19 protein-coding genes are annotated in these 18,116 nt (G+C 58.5%); 10 read left to right on the top strand and 9 right to left on the bottom strand.

Annotation, left to right across the window (positions count from 1 at the left end; all coding sequences use genetic code 11):
• Positions 1 to 20 precede the first annotated feature (20 nt).
• Both nudC and PD282_RS26455 read left to right on the top strand, forming a co-directional pair.
• On the top strand, positions 21 to 866 hold the full coding sequence (nudC, locus tag PD282_RS26460) for an NAD(+) diphosphatase (RefSeq protein WP_274654722.1): 846 nt from the start codon (positions 21 to 23) through the stop codon (positions 864 to 866).
• A 293-nt stretch (positions 867 to 1,159) separates the two neighbouring features.
• Positions 1,160 to 1,732 (top strand): hypothetical protein, encoded by a 573-nt coding sequence (locus PD282_RS26455; RefSeq protein WP_274654721.1) that lies wholly within the window; start codon positions 1,160 to 1,162, stop codon positions 1,730 to 1,732.
• Between the two features lie 243 nt (positions 1,733 to 1,975).
• On the opposite strand, the gene PD282_RS26450 is transcribed toward PD282_RS26455, so the two are convergent.
• Together PD282_RS26450 and PD282_RS26445 are read right to left on the bottom strand one after the other, a co-directional pair.
• Positions 1,976 to 2,371 carry a VOC family protein gene (locus tag PD282_RS26450; RefSeq protein ID WP_274654720.1) on the bottom strand — a complete coding sequence of 132 codons (396 nt, stop codon included), beginning with the start codon at positions 2,369 to 2,371 and terminating at the stop codon, positions 1,976 to 1,978.
• A gap of 70 nt (positions 2,372 to 2,441) precedes the next feature.
• The gene (locus PD282_RS26445) at positions 2,442 to 3,188 is read right to left on the bottom strand and encodes an RNA polymerase sigma factor (protein ID WP_274654719.1); all 747 of its coding nucleotides are present in this window, start codon (positions 3,186 to 3,188) and stop codon (positions 2,442 to 2,444) included.
• 187 nt (positions 3,189 to 3,375) lie between these two features.
• Between PD282_RS26445 and PD282_RS26440 the strand changes: the two genes are divergently transcribed.
• The 7 genes from PD282_RS26440 (at position 3,376) to PD282_RS26410 (ending at position 10,588) form a co-directional block, all read left to right on the top strand.
• Positions 3,376 to 5,739, top strand: coding sequence for an ATP-dependent DNA helicase (locus PD282_RS26440; protein ID WP_274654718.1), 2,364 nt, complete (start codon positions 3,376 to 3,378; stop codon positions 5,737 to 5,739).
• A gap of 103 nt (positions 5,740 to 5,842) precedes the next feature.
• Positions 5,843 to 6,373 (top strand): hypothetical protein, encoded by a 531-nt coding sequence (locus tag PD282_RS26435; protein WP_274654717.1) that lies wholly within the window; start codon positions 5,843 to 5,845, stop codon positions 6,371 to 6,373.
• 223 nt (positions 6,374 to 6,596) lie between these two features.
• The gene (locus tag PD282_RS26430; RefSeq protein WP_274654716.1) at positions 6,597 to 7,271 is read left to right on the top strand and encodes a response regulator transcription factor; all 675 of its coding nucleotides are present in this window, start codon (positions 6,597 to 6,599) and stop codon (positions 7,269 to 7,271) included.
• Positions 7,261 to 8,625, top strand: coding sequence for a sensor histidine kinase (locus PD282_RS26425; RefSeq protein WP_274654715.1), 1,365 nt, complete (start codon positions 7,261 to 7,263; stop codon positions 8,623 to 8,625). The genes PD282_RS26430 and PD282_RS26425 overlap by 11 nt, the downstream gene beginning before the upstream one ends.
• Before the next feature lie 71 nt (positions 8,626 to 8,696).
• On the top strand, positions 8,697 to 8,975 hold the full coding sequence (locus tag PD282_RS26420; protein WP_274654714.1) for a DUF2277 domain-containing protein: 279 nt from the start codon (positions 8,697 to 8,699) through the stop codon (positions 8,973 to 8,975).
• A gap of 18 nt (positions 8,976 to 8,993) precedes the next feature.
• Positions 8,994 to 10,181, top strand: a complete 1,188-nt coding sequence (locus PD282_RS26415; protein ID WP_274654713.1) for a glycosyltransferase family 2 protein — start codon at positions 8,994 to 8,996, stop codon at positions 10,179 to 10,181.
• 38 nt (positions 10,182 to 10,219) lie between these two features.
• A complete protein-coding gene (locus tag PD282_RS26410) occupies positions 10,220 to 10,588 on the top strand; it encodes a DUF4180 domain-containing protein (protein ID WP_274654712.1) in 369 nt (122 codons plus the stop codon).
• 97 nt (positions 10,589 to 10,685) lie between these two features.
• Here the strand turns inward: PD282_RS26410 and PD282_RS26405 are convergent, their stop codons facing one another.
• The 6 genes from PD282_RS26405 to PD282_RS27530 all read right to left on the bottom strand — a co-directional run bounded on the left by PD282_RS26405 (position 10,686) and on the right by PD282_RS27530 (position 16,550).
• Positions 10,686 to 11,684 (bottom strand): acetamidase/formamidase family protein, encoded by a 999-nt coding sequence (locus tag PD282_RS26405; protein ID WP_274654711.1) that lies wholly within the window; start codon positions 11,682 to 11,684, stop codon positions 10,686 to 10,688.
• A 315-nt stretch (positions 11,685 to 11,999) separates the two neighbouring features.
• Positions 12,000 to 12,758: an anti-sigma factor gene (locus PD282_RS26400; RefSeq protein WP_274654710.1), complete on the bottom strand. Its 759-nt coding sequence runs from the start codon at positions 12,756 to 12,758 to the stop codon at positions 12,000 to 12,002.
• Between the two features lie 2 nt (positions 12,759 to 12,760).
• A complete protein-coding gene (locus PD282_RS26395; protein WP_274654708.1) occupies positions 12,761 to 13,330 on the bottom strand; it encodes an RNA polymerase sigma factor in 570 nt (189 codons plus the stop codon).
• A 143-nt stretch (positions 13,331 to 13,473) separates the two neighbouring features.
• Complete coding sequence (locus PD282_RS26390) at positions 13,474 to 14,502, bottom strand: cupredoxin domain-containing protein (RefSeq protein ID WP_274654706.1); 1,029 nt, start codon at positions 14,500 to 14,502, stop codon at positions 13,474 to 13,476.
• The gene (locus tag PD282_RS26385) at positions 14,499 to 16,175 is read right to left on the bottom strand and encodes a plastocyanin/azurin family copper-binding protein (protein WP_274654704.1); all 1,677 of its coding nucleotides are present in this window, start codon (positions 16,173 to 16,175) and stop codon (positions 14,499 to 14,501) included. The genes PD282_RS26390 and PD282_RS26385 overlap by 4 nt, the downstream gene beginning before the upstream one ends.
• A 129-nt stretch (positions 16,176 to 16,304) precedes the next feature.
• Positions 16,305 to 16,550 carry an MmyB family transcriptional regulator gene (locus PD282_RS27530; protein ID WP_420832333.1) on the bottom strand — a complete coding sequence of 82 codons (246 nt, stop codon included), beginning with the start codon at positions 16,548 to 16,550 and terminating at the stop codon, positions 16,305 to 16,307.
• Here PD282_RS27530 and PD282_RS26380 point away from each other — a divergent pair.
• Complete coding sequence (locus tag PD282_RS26380; protein ID WP_274654702.1) at positions 16,521 to 17,027, top strand: metallophosphoesterase family protein; 507 nt, start codon at positions 16,521 to 16,523, stop codon at positions 17,025 to 17,027. The genes PD282_RS27530 and PD282_RS26380 overlap by 30 nt on opposite strands.
• Before the next feature lie 127 nt (positions 17,028 to 17,154).
• On the opposite strand, the gene PD282_RS26375 is transcribed toward PD282_RS26380, so the two are convergent.
• Positions 17,155 to 18,033 (bottom strand): LysR family transcriptional regulator, encoded by an 879-nt coding sequence (locus PD282_RS26375; RefSeq protein WP_274654701.1) that lies wholly within the window; start codon positions 18,031 to 18,033, stop codon positions 17,155 to 17,157.
• Positions 18,034 to 18,116: the final 83 nt, after the last annotated feature.

Here is an 18,116-nt window from a genome sequence, read left to right as displayed (position 1 = left end):
GAAGAAAGGTTGTTCCTACGATGTCACAGACGAACCTTTATCGGCGCTATCAGCCCGATGTGATCGCACAGCTTGAATACGCCGAGCCCGCTTGGTGGTTTATGTTTAAGTCCGGCCAATTACTTGTACAAGAACATGACGGAGCGGTAAGTCTTCCGGTATCCCGGACCGCAGAAGAACTGGGCATCCATCCCGTACGGACGCAGTACCTCGGAACGTTGGAAAACCGTCCCTGTTTTTCCGCCGAATTGGCCCCGGATACCCAGGAGCCCTTCGGAATGGAATTTCGAGGTCTTCGTTCCCTGTACGGAGCGATCGACGAAGATCTCTTCTATTTGGCCGGCCGCGCCGTTCAAATTGTAAACTGGGACCGGAACCATCAATACTGCGGGAGCTGCGGAAAGCCGACTGTTTCCTTGGAACGCGAACGGGCAAAGCGATGTCTGGACTGCAGCTTGACCAGCTTCCCGCGCCTCTCGCCTGCCATCATTACCGCGATTCTGAAACCGGGGCAAATCCTTCTTGCGCACGCTCCTCATTTTCCGGAAAAAATGTACAGCTTGATCGCCGGATTTGTCGAACCCGGCGAAAGCCTGGAGGAATGCGTGCAGAGAGAGATTATGGAGGAAGTGGGCATTAAGGTTAAAAATATTCGCTACTTCGGCAGTCAGCCATGGCCGTTCCCCGATTCCCTCATGATCGGCTTCATTGCCGATTATGACTGCGGCGAAATCGCCGTTGACGGTGTCGAACTCTCGGATGCGGCCTGGTTCAAATTCGGCAGTCTGCCCGAGCTTCCGCCATCCGTAAGTATTGCCAGGAAAATCATCGATTCGGTCGTCACGGAGCCGCTGACAAAGGTTTAGCTGGCAGCGGTATTCGGCGGACTTCTGACGAAAACGAAGAGGATCGTGAACGTGGAGCAGGCGCGGCAGCGGCCTGCTCCCGGTCGTTTATGCGGTACGGGAATTAGACCGCAACTATTGCCGGTGAACTTGCGTCTGAACGATCGTCGGAGGGATTTTCCTTTTTTGAAGGGGCTGGATAGATGCTCGAATCTGTTTTGGATTCAAGATCCCGAGGATTATGAATTTTTTGGTGCGCCATGCTCGGTGATCAGGAATCTGAAAGTGATTCGCTTCAATGGGGGATGCGTTTCATGATAAATAAACTCCGATTCGGGTTGTTCTTAACCATTGCTGCGATCGTCATGGCTGCCTTCATCATGAGCATTGGGGTAAAGGACGACAAGCGGGAAATCGAAAAGGCTGTTCTTACGCTAAACCAGCCGATGGCACACCTTGCGGATATAGAAGTACTCGAGCGTAATAAAGTGATCGCTTTTTACGAGTGGGGTCAAGGTACGGCATCAGGGGAGTATTTTGGGATTGCCGTATTGGCGAAAAATCTTTTCGGCGGCTGGCATTTTAGAAGCGGCGCAACTTCAGTAACGCCAGACGATTATAAGTTGGGCTGGTCGTTCCAAGACTTGAAACGGGAGTTTTCCGACTACACGGATATGATCTATGGAAAAATATTGGATGCGGATATAAAAAGCGTACTTGTGACGACCAAACAAGGAAAACAATATTCGGCAAAAATAATGGAGTACGATTACGGCGAACGGTTTTGGTTCCTCATCACAGACGGTGTAGACCTGGTAGATGCCACCATTAAGGGCCTTTCCATAAATGGCGAAACAATTGAACAAATCCCTAAATATAACCTGTAAGGGAGTCGGCTCGCCAGCAACATCAATCGAGCACGCAACAAAGGAGGTTCCCATTCTAAGAGATGAGGGACAAAAATGACGATAAAAGGAATCCGCGTTAGAGCTGCCATTTATAAAATGGGCCATAAACGAGTTGAGGCGCTTCTGCCGCTGCTATATCTGAAAAGCGCATGTTGAAAAACAGGCATTTCAACGACGTTGAAATGCCCGGAAACGCATGCCTTGTTGAATGGGCAACCCGTGTCATTCCTCTTTCGGCCAGCCGCCCCAGATGCCGAGGCGGTTGCCTTCGGGGTCGGCGAATTGGAAGCTGTAGCCGCCGCCTTTCTTGTAAACCATCTTCTCAACCTGGGTTCCCTTACGGATCATTTCCTCGCGGAGCTCCTCGATGTTATCCACTTGGAACGTAAGAACGGGCTTTCGTTCGCCTTGGGCCGAAACAAACTCCAGCTTCGGGATGTCGTTTGTCCGGACCAGACCGAATCCCATGCCGTTCAAATTCAGCCACGCCTCGTCGTCGCCTTCCTGATAAGGAAAGCTGAATCCGAGCCCGAACATCTCCGTATACCACTTGACTGAAGCCGCGACGTCTTTAACCGGCAGCTCGATGACCTGCAGATGAAGCGATTTTGCCGTCATAATTGCAGTTCCTCCCTTATTGGTTCTCCTGTCCTTATAACGAATTTTGAAAGGGCAAAGAAACGGTCAGCTAAAAAAGTTTGGCGGAAATTCGAATCAGATGGCCGTTCGGATCGGTGAAATCGAAATAAAGTGCCTCTTCCTTCTCCCATACCTTGACCACTTCCAGGCCGCCGCGGCGAAGCCGCAGGTACGATTCGTAGATTCGTTGGATATTGCCGCTGCGGAAAGCCTGGATAAATGTTTCCATCAGCTCCTGCGTGATCCGCTCTCCGGGAGCGATGTCCGTGCGCTTGCCGGCACCGGGCCCCGCTTCCGAACCGGGGCGAGAGAGCCGCAGGCGGGCACGCTTCAGCGCTTCTTTCACGGCGCCTTCCGTCGAGCCGGTCCGGCGCGCGGCTTCGCCCGCGGTAAATCCGAAAATATCGACCATGAGCAGCAGCACGGCCTGCCTGACGGACAATCGCTCGGCCAGCACCTCGAAGGCGTCCCGAATGTCGATGCCGCTTGTCCGGCTGTCCGGTGGATCGTCGCCTGCCAGCGGCTGCGCGCGAATCGTTCTTTTCCTGCTGCCGTCGATCCACGCATTTTGGGCAATCCGGAACAAATACGCTTTCGATAGCGGTATTGTAAGGTCCCTGAAAGCGCGGTAGGCTTTTTCCAGCGTCGCTTGCAGCAGGTCGTCGCCGTCCGCCGCGTTTCGGGCCAATTGGGTACAGTAGCCCCGCAGGGCGGGAAGATGGGGCTGGACAAGCTGTTCAAACATCGTCCGGACGATCGGAATCGCCGCCTTTTTCGTAGGATCAATATCTATCATAAACGAAATTTCCGTTCGCGGGGCCGGGAACTTTTATGGGATGACGGAAGCGGAGAGGTTGATCCGGCTGGCGGAGGGTGATTCGAACCGCGAGCTTGTTTGCCGTTCAGCCTTTACCGGCGAACGTTTGTTTGGTATAGTCGTACTACGACAAGTACATGCCCGGGTAAAGGGCGAGGAGAGAGTCATGCCGCAAACCGTGCAATTATCCGTTCGCGCGCTGGTCGAAAACGTTTACCGCAGCGGGGATATCGAAGCCGGCTTCAGGTCGGCGGCCTCGCTCGCGGAAGGGACGCGGACGCATCAGCAGATCCAGAAGCAGTACGGCGAGCAGGATGAGAAAGAGGTCTATGTATCGGCGGAGATCGCCTGCGAAGATCTGTTGTTTGTCATCGACGGGCGCTGCGACGGGCTGCTTCAGACGGAAGAGGGGCTGACCGTCGACGAAATCAAATCCACCTCCGGACGGCTGCCCGTCAGCATGGAGGAGACGTATCCCGTTCATTGGGCGCAGGCGCAGTGCTATGCGTATATGGTGGCTAAAGACCGGGAGCTGCCCGGGATGCGCATTCAGCTGACGTACGTGCAGAAGGACCTCGGGGACAGCCGCCGTTTCGGGCGTACGATGACATTCGCGGAGCTTGAGCGGTTCGTGCGCGAAACGGTGGCCCGCTATTATCCGTACGCCTCCATGCGAAGCCGGCATGCCGCGAGGCGCGATGCCAGCATCAAGGAGCTGGCTTTCCCGTTCCCGTCGTACCGGGCGGGCCAGCGCAAGCTGGCGGCGTCCGTATACCAGACGATCGCTGACGGGCGGAAGCTGTTTGCGAAGGCGCCGACAGGCATCGGCAAGACGATGTCGACGCTGTACCCGGCGGTGAAAGCGGTCGGGGAGGGGCTGCTGCAGCGGCTCTTTTATTTGACCGCCCGGACGACGACGCGCGCGGCTGCGGAAGAGGCGCTTGCGCTGCTGCGCGAAGGCGGTCTGCACCTGCATGCCGTTACGATTACCGCAAAGGAAAAGGTATGCTTCAAGGACGAGGTCCGCTGCACCGGCGAATATTGCGAATATGCGAAGGGGTATTACGATCGCATCGGCGAGGCGCTCCTCGACATGCTCGGCAGCGAGACGGGTATGACGCGCGCCGTCATCGAACGTTATGCCCGCAAGCACCGGGTTTGCCCGTTCGAATTTGCGCTCGATGCGGCTTATGCGGCGGATGCGGTTGTCTGCGACTACAACTATATTTTCGATCCCCGCGTCAGCCTGAAGCGGCTTTTCGAGGAGCAGAAGCGCCAGACCGCGCTGCTTGTGGATGAGGCGCACAACCTCGTCGACCGGGCGCGCGACATGTATTCGGCCGAGCTTCGCAAGGCGGATTTTCTGGCGCTGCAGCGCGCGAGCCGAAGCGTGAGACCGGACGTGTATCGTGCGGCGAAGGCGGTGAACGATTACTTCATCGGGCTGCGCAAGGAAATCGCCGCAGGCGGCGTGGAGACGGCGGGCGGTCCCTTTCAAGCGGGGGGCCCGGGCGCAGCCGGCGCGTCCGTGAACCGCGAGCTGCCGGAGCCGCTGATCGGTCTGCTGGAGCCGCTGGCCGGCGCAGCGGAGCGGCAGCTGGCGGCGGGCGACGCCGATCCGCTGCTGGCGGACGTCTATTTTGCCTGCCAGCATTTTCTGCGCACTGCCAAGCTGTACGACGAGCGGTTCGTTACCTATGCCGAAACGGAGCGGAGCGATGTACGGATCAAGCTGTTTTGCCTTGACCCGTCGCACCTGCTGCGGCAGTACGGCAAAGGCTGCCGGGCGCACATCTTGTTTTCCGCCACGCTGTCTCCGCTCCCCTACTTCATGGATATGCTTGGCGGAGATGAGGAAACGGATTACGCGGTTTCCATTCCGTCGCCCTTCTCGCCGGAGCAGCTCGATGTCCGGATCGAGCAGCTGTCCACCCGCTATCGGGACCGCGAGCGCACGATGGAGCGGGTCGCACTCCTGCTGCGCGGGATGGCCGGCCGGCATCCGGGCAATATGCTCGTGTTTTTCCCGTCCTACGCTTACATGAACGGCGTGTACGACCGGTTTATGGAGCTGGGGCTGAAGCAGGAGGAACAGTCGCCTGCAGCCGGGCGCGGCGGCATGCGAACGATCGTCCAAAGATCGAACATGCCGGAGGAGGAGCGGGACGCGTTTTTGACCGCCTTCGATGCGGGAAACGAGAGCACGCTTGTCGGGTTTGCCGTCATGGGCGGCATTTTCTCGGAGGGCATCGACCTGGCGGGGGATCGGCTGACCGGCGTCGCCATCGTCGGCGTGGGGCTGCCGCAGGTCGGGCTGGAAAGGAATATTCTAAAGGATTACTTCGACCGCCAAGGGAAGAACGGCTTCGAGTACGCTTACGTCTTCCCCGGCATGAACAAGGTGCTGCAGGCCGGAGGCCGGCTCATCCGCTCGGAGCGCGACCGAGGGACGCTGCTGCTGATCGACGACCGGTACGCGCAGCCGCAGTACGCCAGACTGTTGCCGCCCGAGTGGCGGGGAACGCATTGACTTTTTCACATCCTTTTTCCACATTTCGCCGCAATTTGTGCCGCACTCTCCGGTTAGACTGATTTTGCCGCCAAACAAAATCGAAATGAAGGAGAGACGAAACATGAAAAAGAGAATCGCGCTGTTGATCGCCTGCATGCTGACGTTAGGAGCGGGGAGCGCCTTTGCGGAGGCCGGGAACGGCACGCCGGCTGCGGGAAGCAGGATCGCGGCCGCCGTTTCGGCGGGTCACATCCGAAGCGGGGCGCTGCTGCAGCAATTTCAGGATGAGCTGCACAAAATCGATGCGCTGCGCGTCGAACGGCTCGATCTGAAATCGCAAATCGTACAGAAGCGGGACAAACTGATCGACCTGACGCTTGCCGCAAGAAAAAGCGGCGACAAGGCCGCGCTGCAAAAGGCCGCCGGCATCCGCAAGCAGATAACGGCGCTGAACGGCACGATCAAGCCGCTGCTGTCGCAAATGAAGAACGAGCGGAAGCAGCTTCGCGAAGCGGTCAAGGCGAGGGACAAACAAGCCGCGAAATCGGCGTTCGACCATATCCTCGCAACCTTCGGCCAAATCAACGATAAACTGAAGGAGAAATCCGGTCTTTACGATCAAATGATCGCTGCGCTGACCCCGGCCGAATAACAACACCGCCCGAACGATATTCATTCCGGCTGCTCCGCTAGAGGGATATCCGGTTTGGCGATCATCCGGAACCGGAAGGATACGGGACAGGAGAGCCTTGGGAAAAGGCAGCCTGTCCTTTTTTTTACAAATGGCCGGTACCGGAGAAGAGAAGCGTCCCGTTATGACGGGCCGATTCGGGTCCTGCTATAATAAAGCCAAAGAAAGACGGGGAGGACGGACCGTGAAGCATTTGTTCGTGGCGGATGACGAGAAGAGCATTCGGGACATTTTGAAAAAATATCTCGAAAGCGACGGCTACAAGGTCACGCTGTTCGACAACGGCCTTGCGGTGCTGGCCGAGCTGGAGCGGCTTAGACCGGACCTGCTCGTCCTCGATATTATGATGCCCGGCATGGACGGCATGGAGCTCTGCCGGCAAATCCGCCGCAGAAGCGAAGTCCCGATTATTTTCGTATCGGCCCGCGGCGAGGAGCTGGACCGCGTGCTCGGCCTGGAGCTCGGGGCCGACGATTACCTTACGAAGCCGTTCAGTCCGCGCGAGCTGACGGTACGGGTCCGGAACTTGTTCAGAAGGCTGGAAAAGGCGGTTCCGGAAGCCGCTCCGGCCGCGCTGCGGGATCTCGAGCTGTTGAAGGACAGAAGGATCGTCCGCAAGGACGGGCAGGAAATACGGCTGACGACGAAGGAGTACGAGCTGTTCGTTTTTATGGCGGACAACCGGGGGCTGCCGTTCACGAGGGAGCAGCTCATTCAGAAGGTATGGGGCTACGATTCCACGGGGGACGACCGGCTGATCGACGATTTGGTCAAAAGGCTGCGCAGGAAGCTGTCCGAGCATGCGTCGTCCGTTCAAATTACGGCGGTTTGGGGGTACGGTTACCGCCTTGACGCTTAAATGGAAAATCGGCACGAAGCTGCAGCTGAGCAATCTGGCTTTAATCGTAACGGTGCTGACGGTGACGGCTTTGTCGTTTCATCTGCTGTCGAAGCTGTATTTGATCAAGGAAGCCAGGCAGCAGATGAAGGCCGAAGCCGCGGCGATCGCCCAGACGCTTCAGGGAGCCGGCGTCCTGTCGGACCGGAGCGTCGCGGAGAAAATCGCGGCCCTGCGCGAGCTGCGCAGGGCAGGCGCGCTCATTCAGGCAAGATTGATCGTGTTCAACAACGCAAGCCGGGTCGTCTATACGAACATCGGCGCCGCCGAGCTCCGGCAGCTCCGAACGCTGGACGCGGGCAGCCATGACGGCTTTCTGATCGAACGAAGGCCGATTGTCGCGGCGGACGGGCGGACGATCGGGCGCGTTCTGCTGGCGACAAAAATCCGGGACGTGAGCGCCCTGACCCGTCTGCTGCGAGGAACGCAGCTGTTCAGCGCCGTCATCGGCGGCATCGCCGCGCTGGGGATGGGAGCGCTGCTCGGGCGGCATATCGCGAAGCCGATTCGCAGCTTGACGGCGGGCATGCGCCGCTTCTCGCCGAAGCGGGAGCTGCCGGAGCTGAACATACGCAGCCGGGACGAGGTCGGCGAGCTGGCGGAGTCGTTCAGAAGCATGGCCGAGAAACTGAGGACGTACGACCGGCAGCAGACCGATTTTTTGCAAAACGTTTCCCATGAGATGAAGACGCCGCTGATGGCGATTCAAGGCAACGCCGAGGCGATCCGGGACGGCATCGTAAGGGAAGAGGAGGCCGAGGAAAGTCTGGACACCATTGTCCGCGAGTGCCAGCGGCTGAAATCGACCGTGGACGAGCTCATTTTTCTCAGCCGGCTAGATCATGACGGGGTGACGGAGCTTTACCGCTTCGAGCAAACGGAGCTCGGGCCGGTCGTCAAGGAAGCGCTCGACAGCCTGCGCGGTCTGGCGGACCAGAAAGGCATCGCGGTCGCCATGACGGGCGAATGGAGAATCGAAGGCTCATTCGACCGGGAGAAGCTAAAGCGGGCGTTCATTAATATCGCGGGCAACGGCTTGCGGTACGCCTGCTCGGAGCTTGTCCTGCAGGCGGTTCGTTCGGAGGGCGGCGTGGAAATCGTCTGTACCGACGACGGCAAAGGCTTTGCTCCCGGCGAGGAGAAGCGCGTCTTCGACCGCTTCTATAAGGGCGAGCAGGGCGGCACGGGCATCGGCCTTGCGATTACCAGGGCGATTGTCGAAGGCCACGGCGGCACCATCGAAGCGCGGCAGGGAGAGCCGCAGGGAGCCGCGATCCGGATATGGCTGCCGCTTGGCAGGCAGGCGCAAGCTTAAAACGGTTGGGCAGTCCGCAATCGGATAGTATAATGAACATAAACCAACGGAAGGGAAAGGAGCAATACGCCATGTGCCGCAACATTAAAACGCTGTTCAATTTCGATCCCCCGGCGACCGACGATGAAATTCGGGCTGCCTCGCTCCAGTTCGTACGCAAGCTTTCGGGCTTTAATACCCCATCGAAGGCGAACGAGGAGGCGTTCCAGCGCGCTGTCGAAGAAGTGACCGGGGCCGCCCGCACGCTGCTGCAGTCACTTGTTACGAATGCCGGGCCGCGCAGCCGGGAGGTTGAAGCCGCCCGTGCCCGCCTGCGGTCGGCCAAGCGGTTCGGCACGCAGCCGGAATGAGGAGGAGGCGCAAACTCGATGGTTTTTGAGCTGATCGCGGCGGTTGTCGGGCTTGTCTCCCTGGCGTACTGGGGTTATCATTTGGCGATCTCTTACCGGGGCTTGAAGCTGGTTGAACGGCTTCCTGCGGGCAAAGCTTTAAAGCTTTATCCGAAGGTTTCGATCGTCGTGGCCGTGAAGGACGAGGCGCCCAAAATCGGAACAACGCTGCTTCGTTTGATGGAGCTGGATTACCCCGACTATGAAATCGTCGTCGTCAACGACCGTTCGACGGATGGGACCCAGCTGGAGCTGGACCGGCTGGTGCAGGCCGGCCATTCGAAGCTGAACGTCGTTCAAATTACGGCACTGCCTGAAGGCTGGCTGGGTAAAAACCATGCGCTGTATCAAGGCTATTTGGCTTCAAAAGGGGACTATTTGCTGTTTACGGATGCCGACGTGATATTTCAACCGAATGCACTGCGTGACGCGATGTCTGACGTGCTGCACGAAAAAATCGATCATTTGACCCTGTCCCCGCGCTTCATCTCAAAAACGCTGGTGCTGCGGCTGTTCGTCCATTACTTTATCTTTTTTATCATTCTTTACCTGCGGGCGTGGAAAGCAAACCTCGATACCCAGCGCAAAGAGGGCCTCGGGATTGGCGCCTTTAATTTGATTTCGCGCGACGCGTATCGAAAAATCGGCACGCATCAAAGCATCTCCATGGCCCCCGACGATGACCTGCAGCTGGGTACGATGGTCAAGAAAGCCGGACTCAAACAGAGATTTCGCATGGGAATCGGCCATATCGAAGTCGAGTGGTACGAGAGCTTTCACCAGGCCATGCGCGGTCTGGAGAAAAACGTTTACGCCGGCTTTCGCTATAACCTCTTCTTTGTCGCTTCGGCGATCATCGGCCTGCTGCTGTTGGGCGTTGCTCCTTATGTGATGGTGTGGTTCCTATCGGGATGGGTTCTGGCCGTTCACCTGTTAGCGATCTTATGCATGCTCGTTCTGTACGGGTACTCCTTGACGAAGGAAGCGGTCTATAAACCGGTCGAGATCGCGCTCTTTCCGGTTGCCGTTTTGCTTTGCCTATGGGTACTGGCTCGCTCCGCATTTCTGGCCGAGAAGCGAAAAGGCATGTATTGGCGAGGCACGTTCTATCCGCTGAACGAACTCAAGGAACATATGCGCCGCGTGGACCGGGTGAAGTTTGATTAAGCTTCGGACCGGTAAAATCACCGAAAGGCGGAACGCCCATGAAGATTACGGTCGACCAACAGGGTCAATCCAAGGTCGCAATTGTCGAAAGTGCCGATCTAATTATCCGCGATGCCCAAGATGCGCTGGATTTCATGGCGTCCCTTTCGTACAACCATGATTGCCATAAAATCATCATCAACGAATCGAATGTTACGAAGAATTTCTTCGAGCTGAGAACCGGACTTGCCGGCGATGTCCTGCAGAAGTATGCGAACTACAACGTGAAGCTTGCGATTGTTGGCGATTTCGATGCGTACAACAGCAAAAGTCTGAAGGATTTTATTTATGAGTGCAACAACGGCAAGCAGGTATTCTTCCTGAGCGATAGGCAGGATGCGCTTCGCGCTCTGCACGGTATCCGGTAACGGTCCTGGAAATCAGCTCAAATATGAAGATACAAAAGAATATGCGGCCAGATTTGATAAGTGGAAAAGGTAGCAATCGCAACGGAATCGAATCGAATCAAGTCGTTTTGGCCCAATACGTATCTTCCAGGTTTTTAAACAGTTTTTTTGCGATCATCCCGTGGACACCTTTGACGCCGTTTACCAATTGGGTGACTTCAAAATCGACGGCAAGGCTGGACAGGGCGTAAGCATCCATCGGAGACAGACCCATTCTCCCCGACAAAAAACGGATCGCTTCCTCTACGGCGATGCGCGCGGCAATATTCAGGTCTTCGTCCAGCCCCATCACGATAAAATGGGTCGGCGTTTCCGCCGTCGGCCACTGCAGCGAGGTTCCTTTGTGCAAAATAAACTCGAAAACGCCGATCAACGAGGTCTCCAGCCCGTTGATGTTGGCTTCCCCGTTTCCTTGCGCGCCGTGCGCATCCCCCGTGTAAAACAAACCGCCTTCAACCATAACCGGCAGAAAAAGCGTGGCCCCTTTCGTGAGCTCCTTCAAATCCAGGTTACCGCCGAAACGGCCCGGGGGACCCGAAGGGACTTTCTCAGTTGCAGCCAATCCCATCACTCCCATAAAAGGGGCCAGCGGGATGTCGATGTTTTCGTTGAAGAGGGCCGTATTTCTTTCCATGTCGTACGAAATCACCTTGGTATACGTCTCTTGAGCCAGATCGGGCAAAGCCCCGGCTCCGGGTCTGGCCCGGTTGACGGCATAAAGATCCCGCAGCTTGAGGTCCAGAATGCGAATCTCCAGCATATCGCCGGGTTCCGCGCCTTCGATATAGACCGGTCCGGTCAGAATATGCCCCCTCCCCTCCACGTTCTTCACGATGTCGACAATCGCTTGAACGGAATCGGAGAAGGGGATGCCCTGTTCGTTGAAAAAGCCTTCGGGGTCCTCCTGCGGCACGCCGGCACCGGTGACGGTATCGATCTGCACGGTTTCCCCCGGATAAATACGCAGTGCAGGCTTTACGAATGGAGACAGGTAACCTCTGACGACCGTATCGGGCGTTGATTGTAAAATATGGTCGGCGTGCGTTGAACGAGACATAAGACGATCACGCTCCTAAAGATGTTAAGTTTTATAACATCAATTCTACCATATTTTTTGGAAATGAGGAGGGTGAGCCATTAAATTTGTAAGGCGACCAACGGGATTTCCACCAATTATGTAATAAGGACAAACAATCGGTGAACCAGGCAGCACCGGAAGGCAATAAACGGCGGCTGATCGTTTTTCGTGTTAGATATGTTAACTTTCGTGAGGACCCGGACATCAAACAAGCGGCGGCCGGGCTTAAGCTTCTGCCCGGTCCGCCGATGATTTTTGACCGTGAAAACCGATTCCGGCCGGCATGGAGGACGGCTAGGACGAGGCGAACATCCGCTCGCCGCGCGGCGAGCTGCCCTTGTCGTCCGGCTCGAGCGTGATGCCGATCCGGTCGAAGGCGAGCCGATCCGAGGCGATCGGCATCGCAAGCACGCCGATGCCCCGGTCGTCCGCTTTGACGCGGAACGTTCCGGCGCTCTCGCGCTGGCCGTCTTTTACCAGCCAAACCTGGTAAGCCTGCGAGCCGCTGGTCGCCGCCGCGCCGAATACGTAAACGATAAACTGTTTATTGTGCCCGTTGTCGACGATGCAGGCAACCCCGTAGGCCCGGGACTCCGCCTCCGCCTGCGGCTTGAGCGGGACGAGCTCTTTGATTTGCGCGGCCGATGCGGAAAGCGCCTGCTCAATCGGAATCGGAGCCTTCGTCCGTTCGCGGTAAAGCCGGACGTTCCATACGGTGCCGGCAATGAGCAAGACCAGCAGAAGGGCGGAGACGGACATCAGCCGCTTTCGCAGCCTCGCCGAGCGCCTGATTTTTTGTTCGGCTTGAACGGCAAGCGACTCGTCCTCGGCAAGGACGGCGTCCATCACCTGGCGCTTAAGGTCCGCCGGCGGTTCGATCCGTTCCATATTGGCGTGCAGCGCCTCCCATACGACGCGCAGTTCCTCCATCTCGGCCCGGCAGGCTTCGCAGCCCGGCAGATGACGTTCGAAAGCGAGCCGTTCTTCATCCGTACAAATGCCGGATATGACGTCGAGGCACAAGCTGCATTCGGGCTGGACCTTCTTTTGCATCGTCATCCTTCTCCTTCCGCGACCAGATGTCTGCGCAATATTTTTAAGGTTTGGTGAAGCCGGTTTTTCACCGTACCCAGCGGTTCTTTATAAAGTGCGGCCAGCTCGCTGAGGCTGTATCCCTGCCAATAAAAATGCTCGACCAGCTCAATCTGCTGCTTGGACAAGTATTGATAGGCATCCCGGATTTGCTCCTTCAGCGCCTCCCGCTCGACGCGCGCTTCGGGCGAGGCATGGGCCGTATCCGGGAGCCGCTCGAGCTCCTCGGGCTCGAAAGGCACGATCCCTTCGGCCAGCCGCCGCTCCTTGCGCAGCCAGTCAGTCGTAATGTTGCGGGTAATCGTAATCAGCCAGCTCGTAAACCGGCCCTTATTCGGGTCGTATTCGGATTCGGTCGTCCAGAGCCGGACGAATACGCTTTGCACGATGTCGCGCGCCGCCTGCTCGTTCTTCAGCGACTTCCAGGCAAACGAGTACACAAGGGAGGCGTACCGGTCGTACAGCGCGGACAGCGCGTCGTGCCGTTTCCGTTTGACGAGCAGCATCAATTCGTAATCGGTAACATTGTGCATACCGCGTGGCCTCCAAGGGTAGGGTCGGTTAAAATGCAGCCCGTTTCATCATACCCGATCGGCAGCATGATGGCGAGACCGTTCGAGACGAAAGCAGGGCAGCCGCTTGTGCGGCCGCCCTGCCCGGCATGAACAGTCCAAAACTAACCGGCTTTCACGACAATGGTTCCCTTCATGCCCGGATGGGGCGTGCAGTAGTAGCTGAATTCCCCTTCTTTGTCGAAAGCGACCGTTTTCGATTCGTCCTTGGCCAGAAGGTCGGTGTCGAACGACTTGTCGTCGGCGGTGGCGGAATGCTTGATCTCGTCCCGGTTGATGAAGGTGACGGTGTCGCCCGGCTTGATCTCCAGCTTGTTCGGCGAGAAGCTGAAATTGACGATTTCGACGGTATAAGTCTTGCTCTTCCGGTCCGCCGGTTTGTCCGCGGCCTGGCCGGCGCTTGTGCCGGCGGACGAGCCGCCGCCCGCTGCCGTCCCGGTGGACGAGCCGCCGCCCGCCCCGGCCGTCTTGCCCGGGGATGAATCTGAATCGCCGGCCGTCCGGCCCGATGAAGCGGCGGTACCGTCCGTATGTCCGGCGTGCGAAGTGCTCCCGCCGGCGGCCGGTTTCGCCGGCGCCGGGCTGCCGCTGCCGGCCGTGCCAGCGACTTTGTCCGGCGCTCCCGCCGCCGGCTTAGACCCGGCCGAGCCGCTTCCGCCGGCCGCTCCTGCGGCGCCATTATCGGCCGCCCCCGCCGGCTTGGCCGCCGTGCCGCCGGTTCCGCCGGAAGAAGAGGCCGGAGCGGCGCCTTGGGTGCCGCTTCCGCCGCCGCCCGGCGTGCCGGCCGGCTTCGCGGCGTCCGCCGCTTTGCCGCCGGTATCGGCCGCGGCGCTTCCGCCGGCTGCGCCAGCCGAATCCGCGGCCGTGTCTTCGGCATTCGCGCCGCCGGAACCGGCTGTCGTTCCGCCGCCGGCGTCCGCGCCGCCCGAGCCGGCGGTTTCGGCATCGGCAGCCGCCGTTTGCTGCGAATCCGCCGCCTGCGCATGGTCCGCGTCCTGCCCGCCCGGCATATTCATGCCCGCCATATCATGGCCGGACGAGGTGCCGCCTCCGCCGCCGCACGCGGCGAGCATAAGCAGCGCGAGCAGGGCGGTGGCGGCAGCGATGGATTCCGGTCGGATACGCCTTATCATTTCACGATAATTTGGCCGGTCATAAAGCTTTTATGCGGCTCGCAGTAGTAATCGTAGGTGCCGGGCTTGTCGAGCGTGATCGTCGCGGACTCGCCTTTTGCCAGCAGCGGAATCTTGAAGCTGCCGTCGACCGCAACCGCATTGTGCTTGACGTCGTCCATGTTGGTGAAGACGATTTTGGAGCCGGCTTCGACCGTCAGCGGGCCTGATCCGAACGAATAATCCTTGATGTCGATATGGTACGTTTTGACGTTGGACTGATCGCCGGCGCTCGTTCCGCTTCCCGTGCCCGTTCCTGTGCCCGTTCCGCCGCCCGCGTTCGATCCGGACCCCATCATGTCGCCGCTGCCGGCCGGCATGAATTTGGCCGGATCGATAACGAACCAGACGCTGCCGACATTTTGGCCGGTCACGTCGCCGTGAGCCATATCTTTGACGAAATAATACAGCGGATAGCCTTTGAACGTCGCCTGCTTGGTGCCGTCGGCGCGCGTGATCGTGCCGAAATCGGCTTTATTCAGCGTAGACGGGACGCTGCCGCCCGATTTGCCGTATACCGGCCAGTTAGCGAGGCAGGTGCCGTCGCAGGCGCTCATGCCCGGCATGTCTTTCGTAAAATAGTACAAGGTGCGTCCATGATCGTCGGTCAAGTAGTTGCCGAGGTCCGTATTCGAGCCGAGCATGACGGAGTAATCGGATTTGGCGACAAACCAGACGCCGCCGACTCCTTCGCCGAGCACGTCGCCCGCTTTGGCGTCTTTCACGAAATAATACAGCGGCCAGCCTTTATACATCCACTGCTTCGTGCCGTCCGTGCGGGTAAGTACGGTAAAGTCAGCCGGGTTCAGGCCGGCCGGGATTTGCAGATGTTCCGATGCGAACACCGGCCAGTTGGCGATGCACTGTCCTTGGCAGGAGTTCAAATCCTGGGAGTCCTTCGAGTAGAAGTAAAGCGTGCGGCCTTTCTTATCCGTGAAATACGTGCCGAGCTTGGCGTCGGTCCGCATGCCGATCCGCTCGCCCTGCGGCATCGCCGCCGAGGCCGGAATCACTTTGCCGCTCTTCAGCATATCGAACAGCGTATCGCCGTGGGCGGTCGTGGCGGACAGCGCCTCGACCAGCGCGGTCGCGATATTCGAATTCGTAAGCGCATGTACGCCGGCAATTTGCGTCAGTCCTTTGCCGGCGGCGAACGTCTCGGTGTCGGCATAAGCGAAGTCCTTGCCGGACTTGTAGCCGGAAGCTTCAAGCAGCACTTTGTAAAGCTGCTGGGCGCTGATCGGCGAGAGCGGATCGAAGCGGTTTCCGCCGATGCCGTTCCAGCCGTATTCGGGGTGGTTTTTCAGAAAAGCCATAATCGCTTGGTTGCTTTTGCCTACAAGCTTGGCGTCGGCAAAATTGCCGCCCCCTTTGTAAGCGGTTGCGTCGCTCAGCTTGCCTTGAAGCCGGAGCGAGATGATCGCCGCTTGAATGCGCGTCGAGCCTTTGGCCAGATACGCGTCGTTCACGCCGCTGCCGTCCCCGGTCAGCAGCCCGAGCCCGGCGGCCGTCTGCGCGTCCGTCTTCACGTCGCCCTGGCCGGTCGTCGCCGCGTCCGCCGAGGCGAATGCCGTCGGCACCAGCATCGCGGCGCCAAGCGACAGCGCGAGCACAAGATTTCGGAACCGTTTCATAACGAATAAAACCTCCCTATGAAAGATGAAATAGCTTTCATAAAGAGGTAACGCCGGGCGGCTTCATCCGGTTTGAACGAACAACAAAATATTTTTATTAATAGAGTTCCCGGGCGGCTTGCGAAGCTGTTACTTCATTAATGCCGCCAATTTGTCTTTCGTATCCGTAAGAGGATCGGGCGTAAATACGGTCAGGATCAGGTCCGGAGCCTCGGCGACCGGGAAGCTGTTGTACTGCAGCGTCAGCAGTCCCGCTTTCGGATGCCGGTATAAGATCGGCGACGATTGACGGGCTGACAGCTGGTATAATGGAGATACAATCGATTGACAGGGGGGCTGGCCAGTATGAAAATCGTCGTCGTATCCGACACGCATATGCCGCGGATGGCGAAGAAGCTTCCGGACCGGCTGGTGCGGGATCTGCGGGACGCGGACGCGATCTTGCACGCGGGCGACTGGACGCAGCTTGCCGTATGGGAAGCGCTCAGCGCCTATGCGCCGACCGACGGGGTCGCCGGCAACAACGACGGGGACCGGATCACCGCGAAATTCGGACACCGCAAAATCCTGACGTTCGGCGGCGTCCGCATCGGTATCGTACACGGGCATATCGGCGGGGGCCGGGCTTCGACGGAAACGAACGCGTTTGCGGCGTTTGCCGGCGAGCGGGTGGACGCCGTCATATTCGGCCATTCGCATATCCCGGTGATGAAGGAGCGGGACGGCATCCTGATGTTCAACCCGGGATCCCCGACTGACAAAAGGAGGCAGAAGCATTACTCGTTCGGCATCTTCCGTATTGACGACGGCAGGCTGCGGGCGGAGCATATTTTGTACACGGACAAAAAATAAAATGCCGAAACAAGGGAGCATCCTTATCCGGCTAAGAACGACTTACGACCGGAAGCCCGTATTTAGGCGCGAAGGCCGCCGGTACCAACGTCCTCCGAAAGGGCTGGCAGCTTTAACCCGGCAGCGATTAGGCGCCGGACGAAACGGCCTCCGAGGCTTCGGCCAGCTCCTGCAGGAATGCCCGCAGCGCGCTGGACATAAACGCGTCCTTGCGCGTGACGAAGGTGACGTTCATCCGGCTGAAGGTCTCCGGAATCGCGTGAATGCGCACGTGCCCTTCGGCCTCCGCCTTGCGGACGACCGAGCGGGGCAGCAGCGAAATGCCGAGGCCGGCGGAGACGCCGCCGATAATCGTCTCCAGCGTGCCGAATTCCATCACGACTCCGGCGGGCAGCCCGCAAAATTGAAGCCACGATTCCAGCACGTTCCGGTACGAGCAGCCCTCCGTAAACACGAGAATAGGTTTCGATGCCGCTTCCTCGAGCGACGCGACGCCGGATGCCGAGACAAGGACCGCCTCCTCCTCGAACACCTTCAGCGACTGAAGCTCGGGGTGCTGCACGCGGGTTGCGACGAATGCGCCTTCCACCTCGAACTGCAGCACCTTCTCGGTCATTTGATCGGAATGTCCGGTCGTAAGCGACAAGCGGACGTCCGGATGCTGCTTGTGATACCGGGCCAGAATGACGGGCAGCCGAACCGCGGCGGTCGTCTGCGTCGAACCGATCAGCAGCGGGCCGCGCGGCTCGAGGTCGGCGCACATCGCTTTGGCGGCTTCGTCCAGCAGGCCGACGATTTTGTCGGCGTATCCGAGCAGCGTCACCCCGCCCGGCGTCGGTTTCATGCCGCGGTTGTGCCGGTAAAAGAGCACGGTCTGCAGCTCCGACTCCAGCTGCTGGATGCGCGCGGTCACATTCGACTGAACGTAACCGAGCCGAGCCGCCGCCCTTGTGATCGAGCCTTCCCGGGCGACCGCCTGAAAAATGCGCAAATCCGAGCTTTCCATGGTCATGCCTCCTATTCCGGTTTCGTGTTTCTGCTATCAGAATTAACGATTTTATATTTCGTTATCAATCATTTTACATGAAA

The sequence above is a fragment of the Paenibacillus humicola genome (assembly GCF_028826105.1).
Lineage (GTDB): Bacteria > Bacillota > Bacilli > Paenibacillales > Paenibacillaceae > Paenibacillus_Z > Paenibacillus_Z humicola.
Note: the sequence above shows the minus strand (reverse complement) of the source record. Positions and strands in the feature narration are given on the sequence as shown.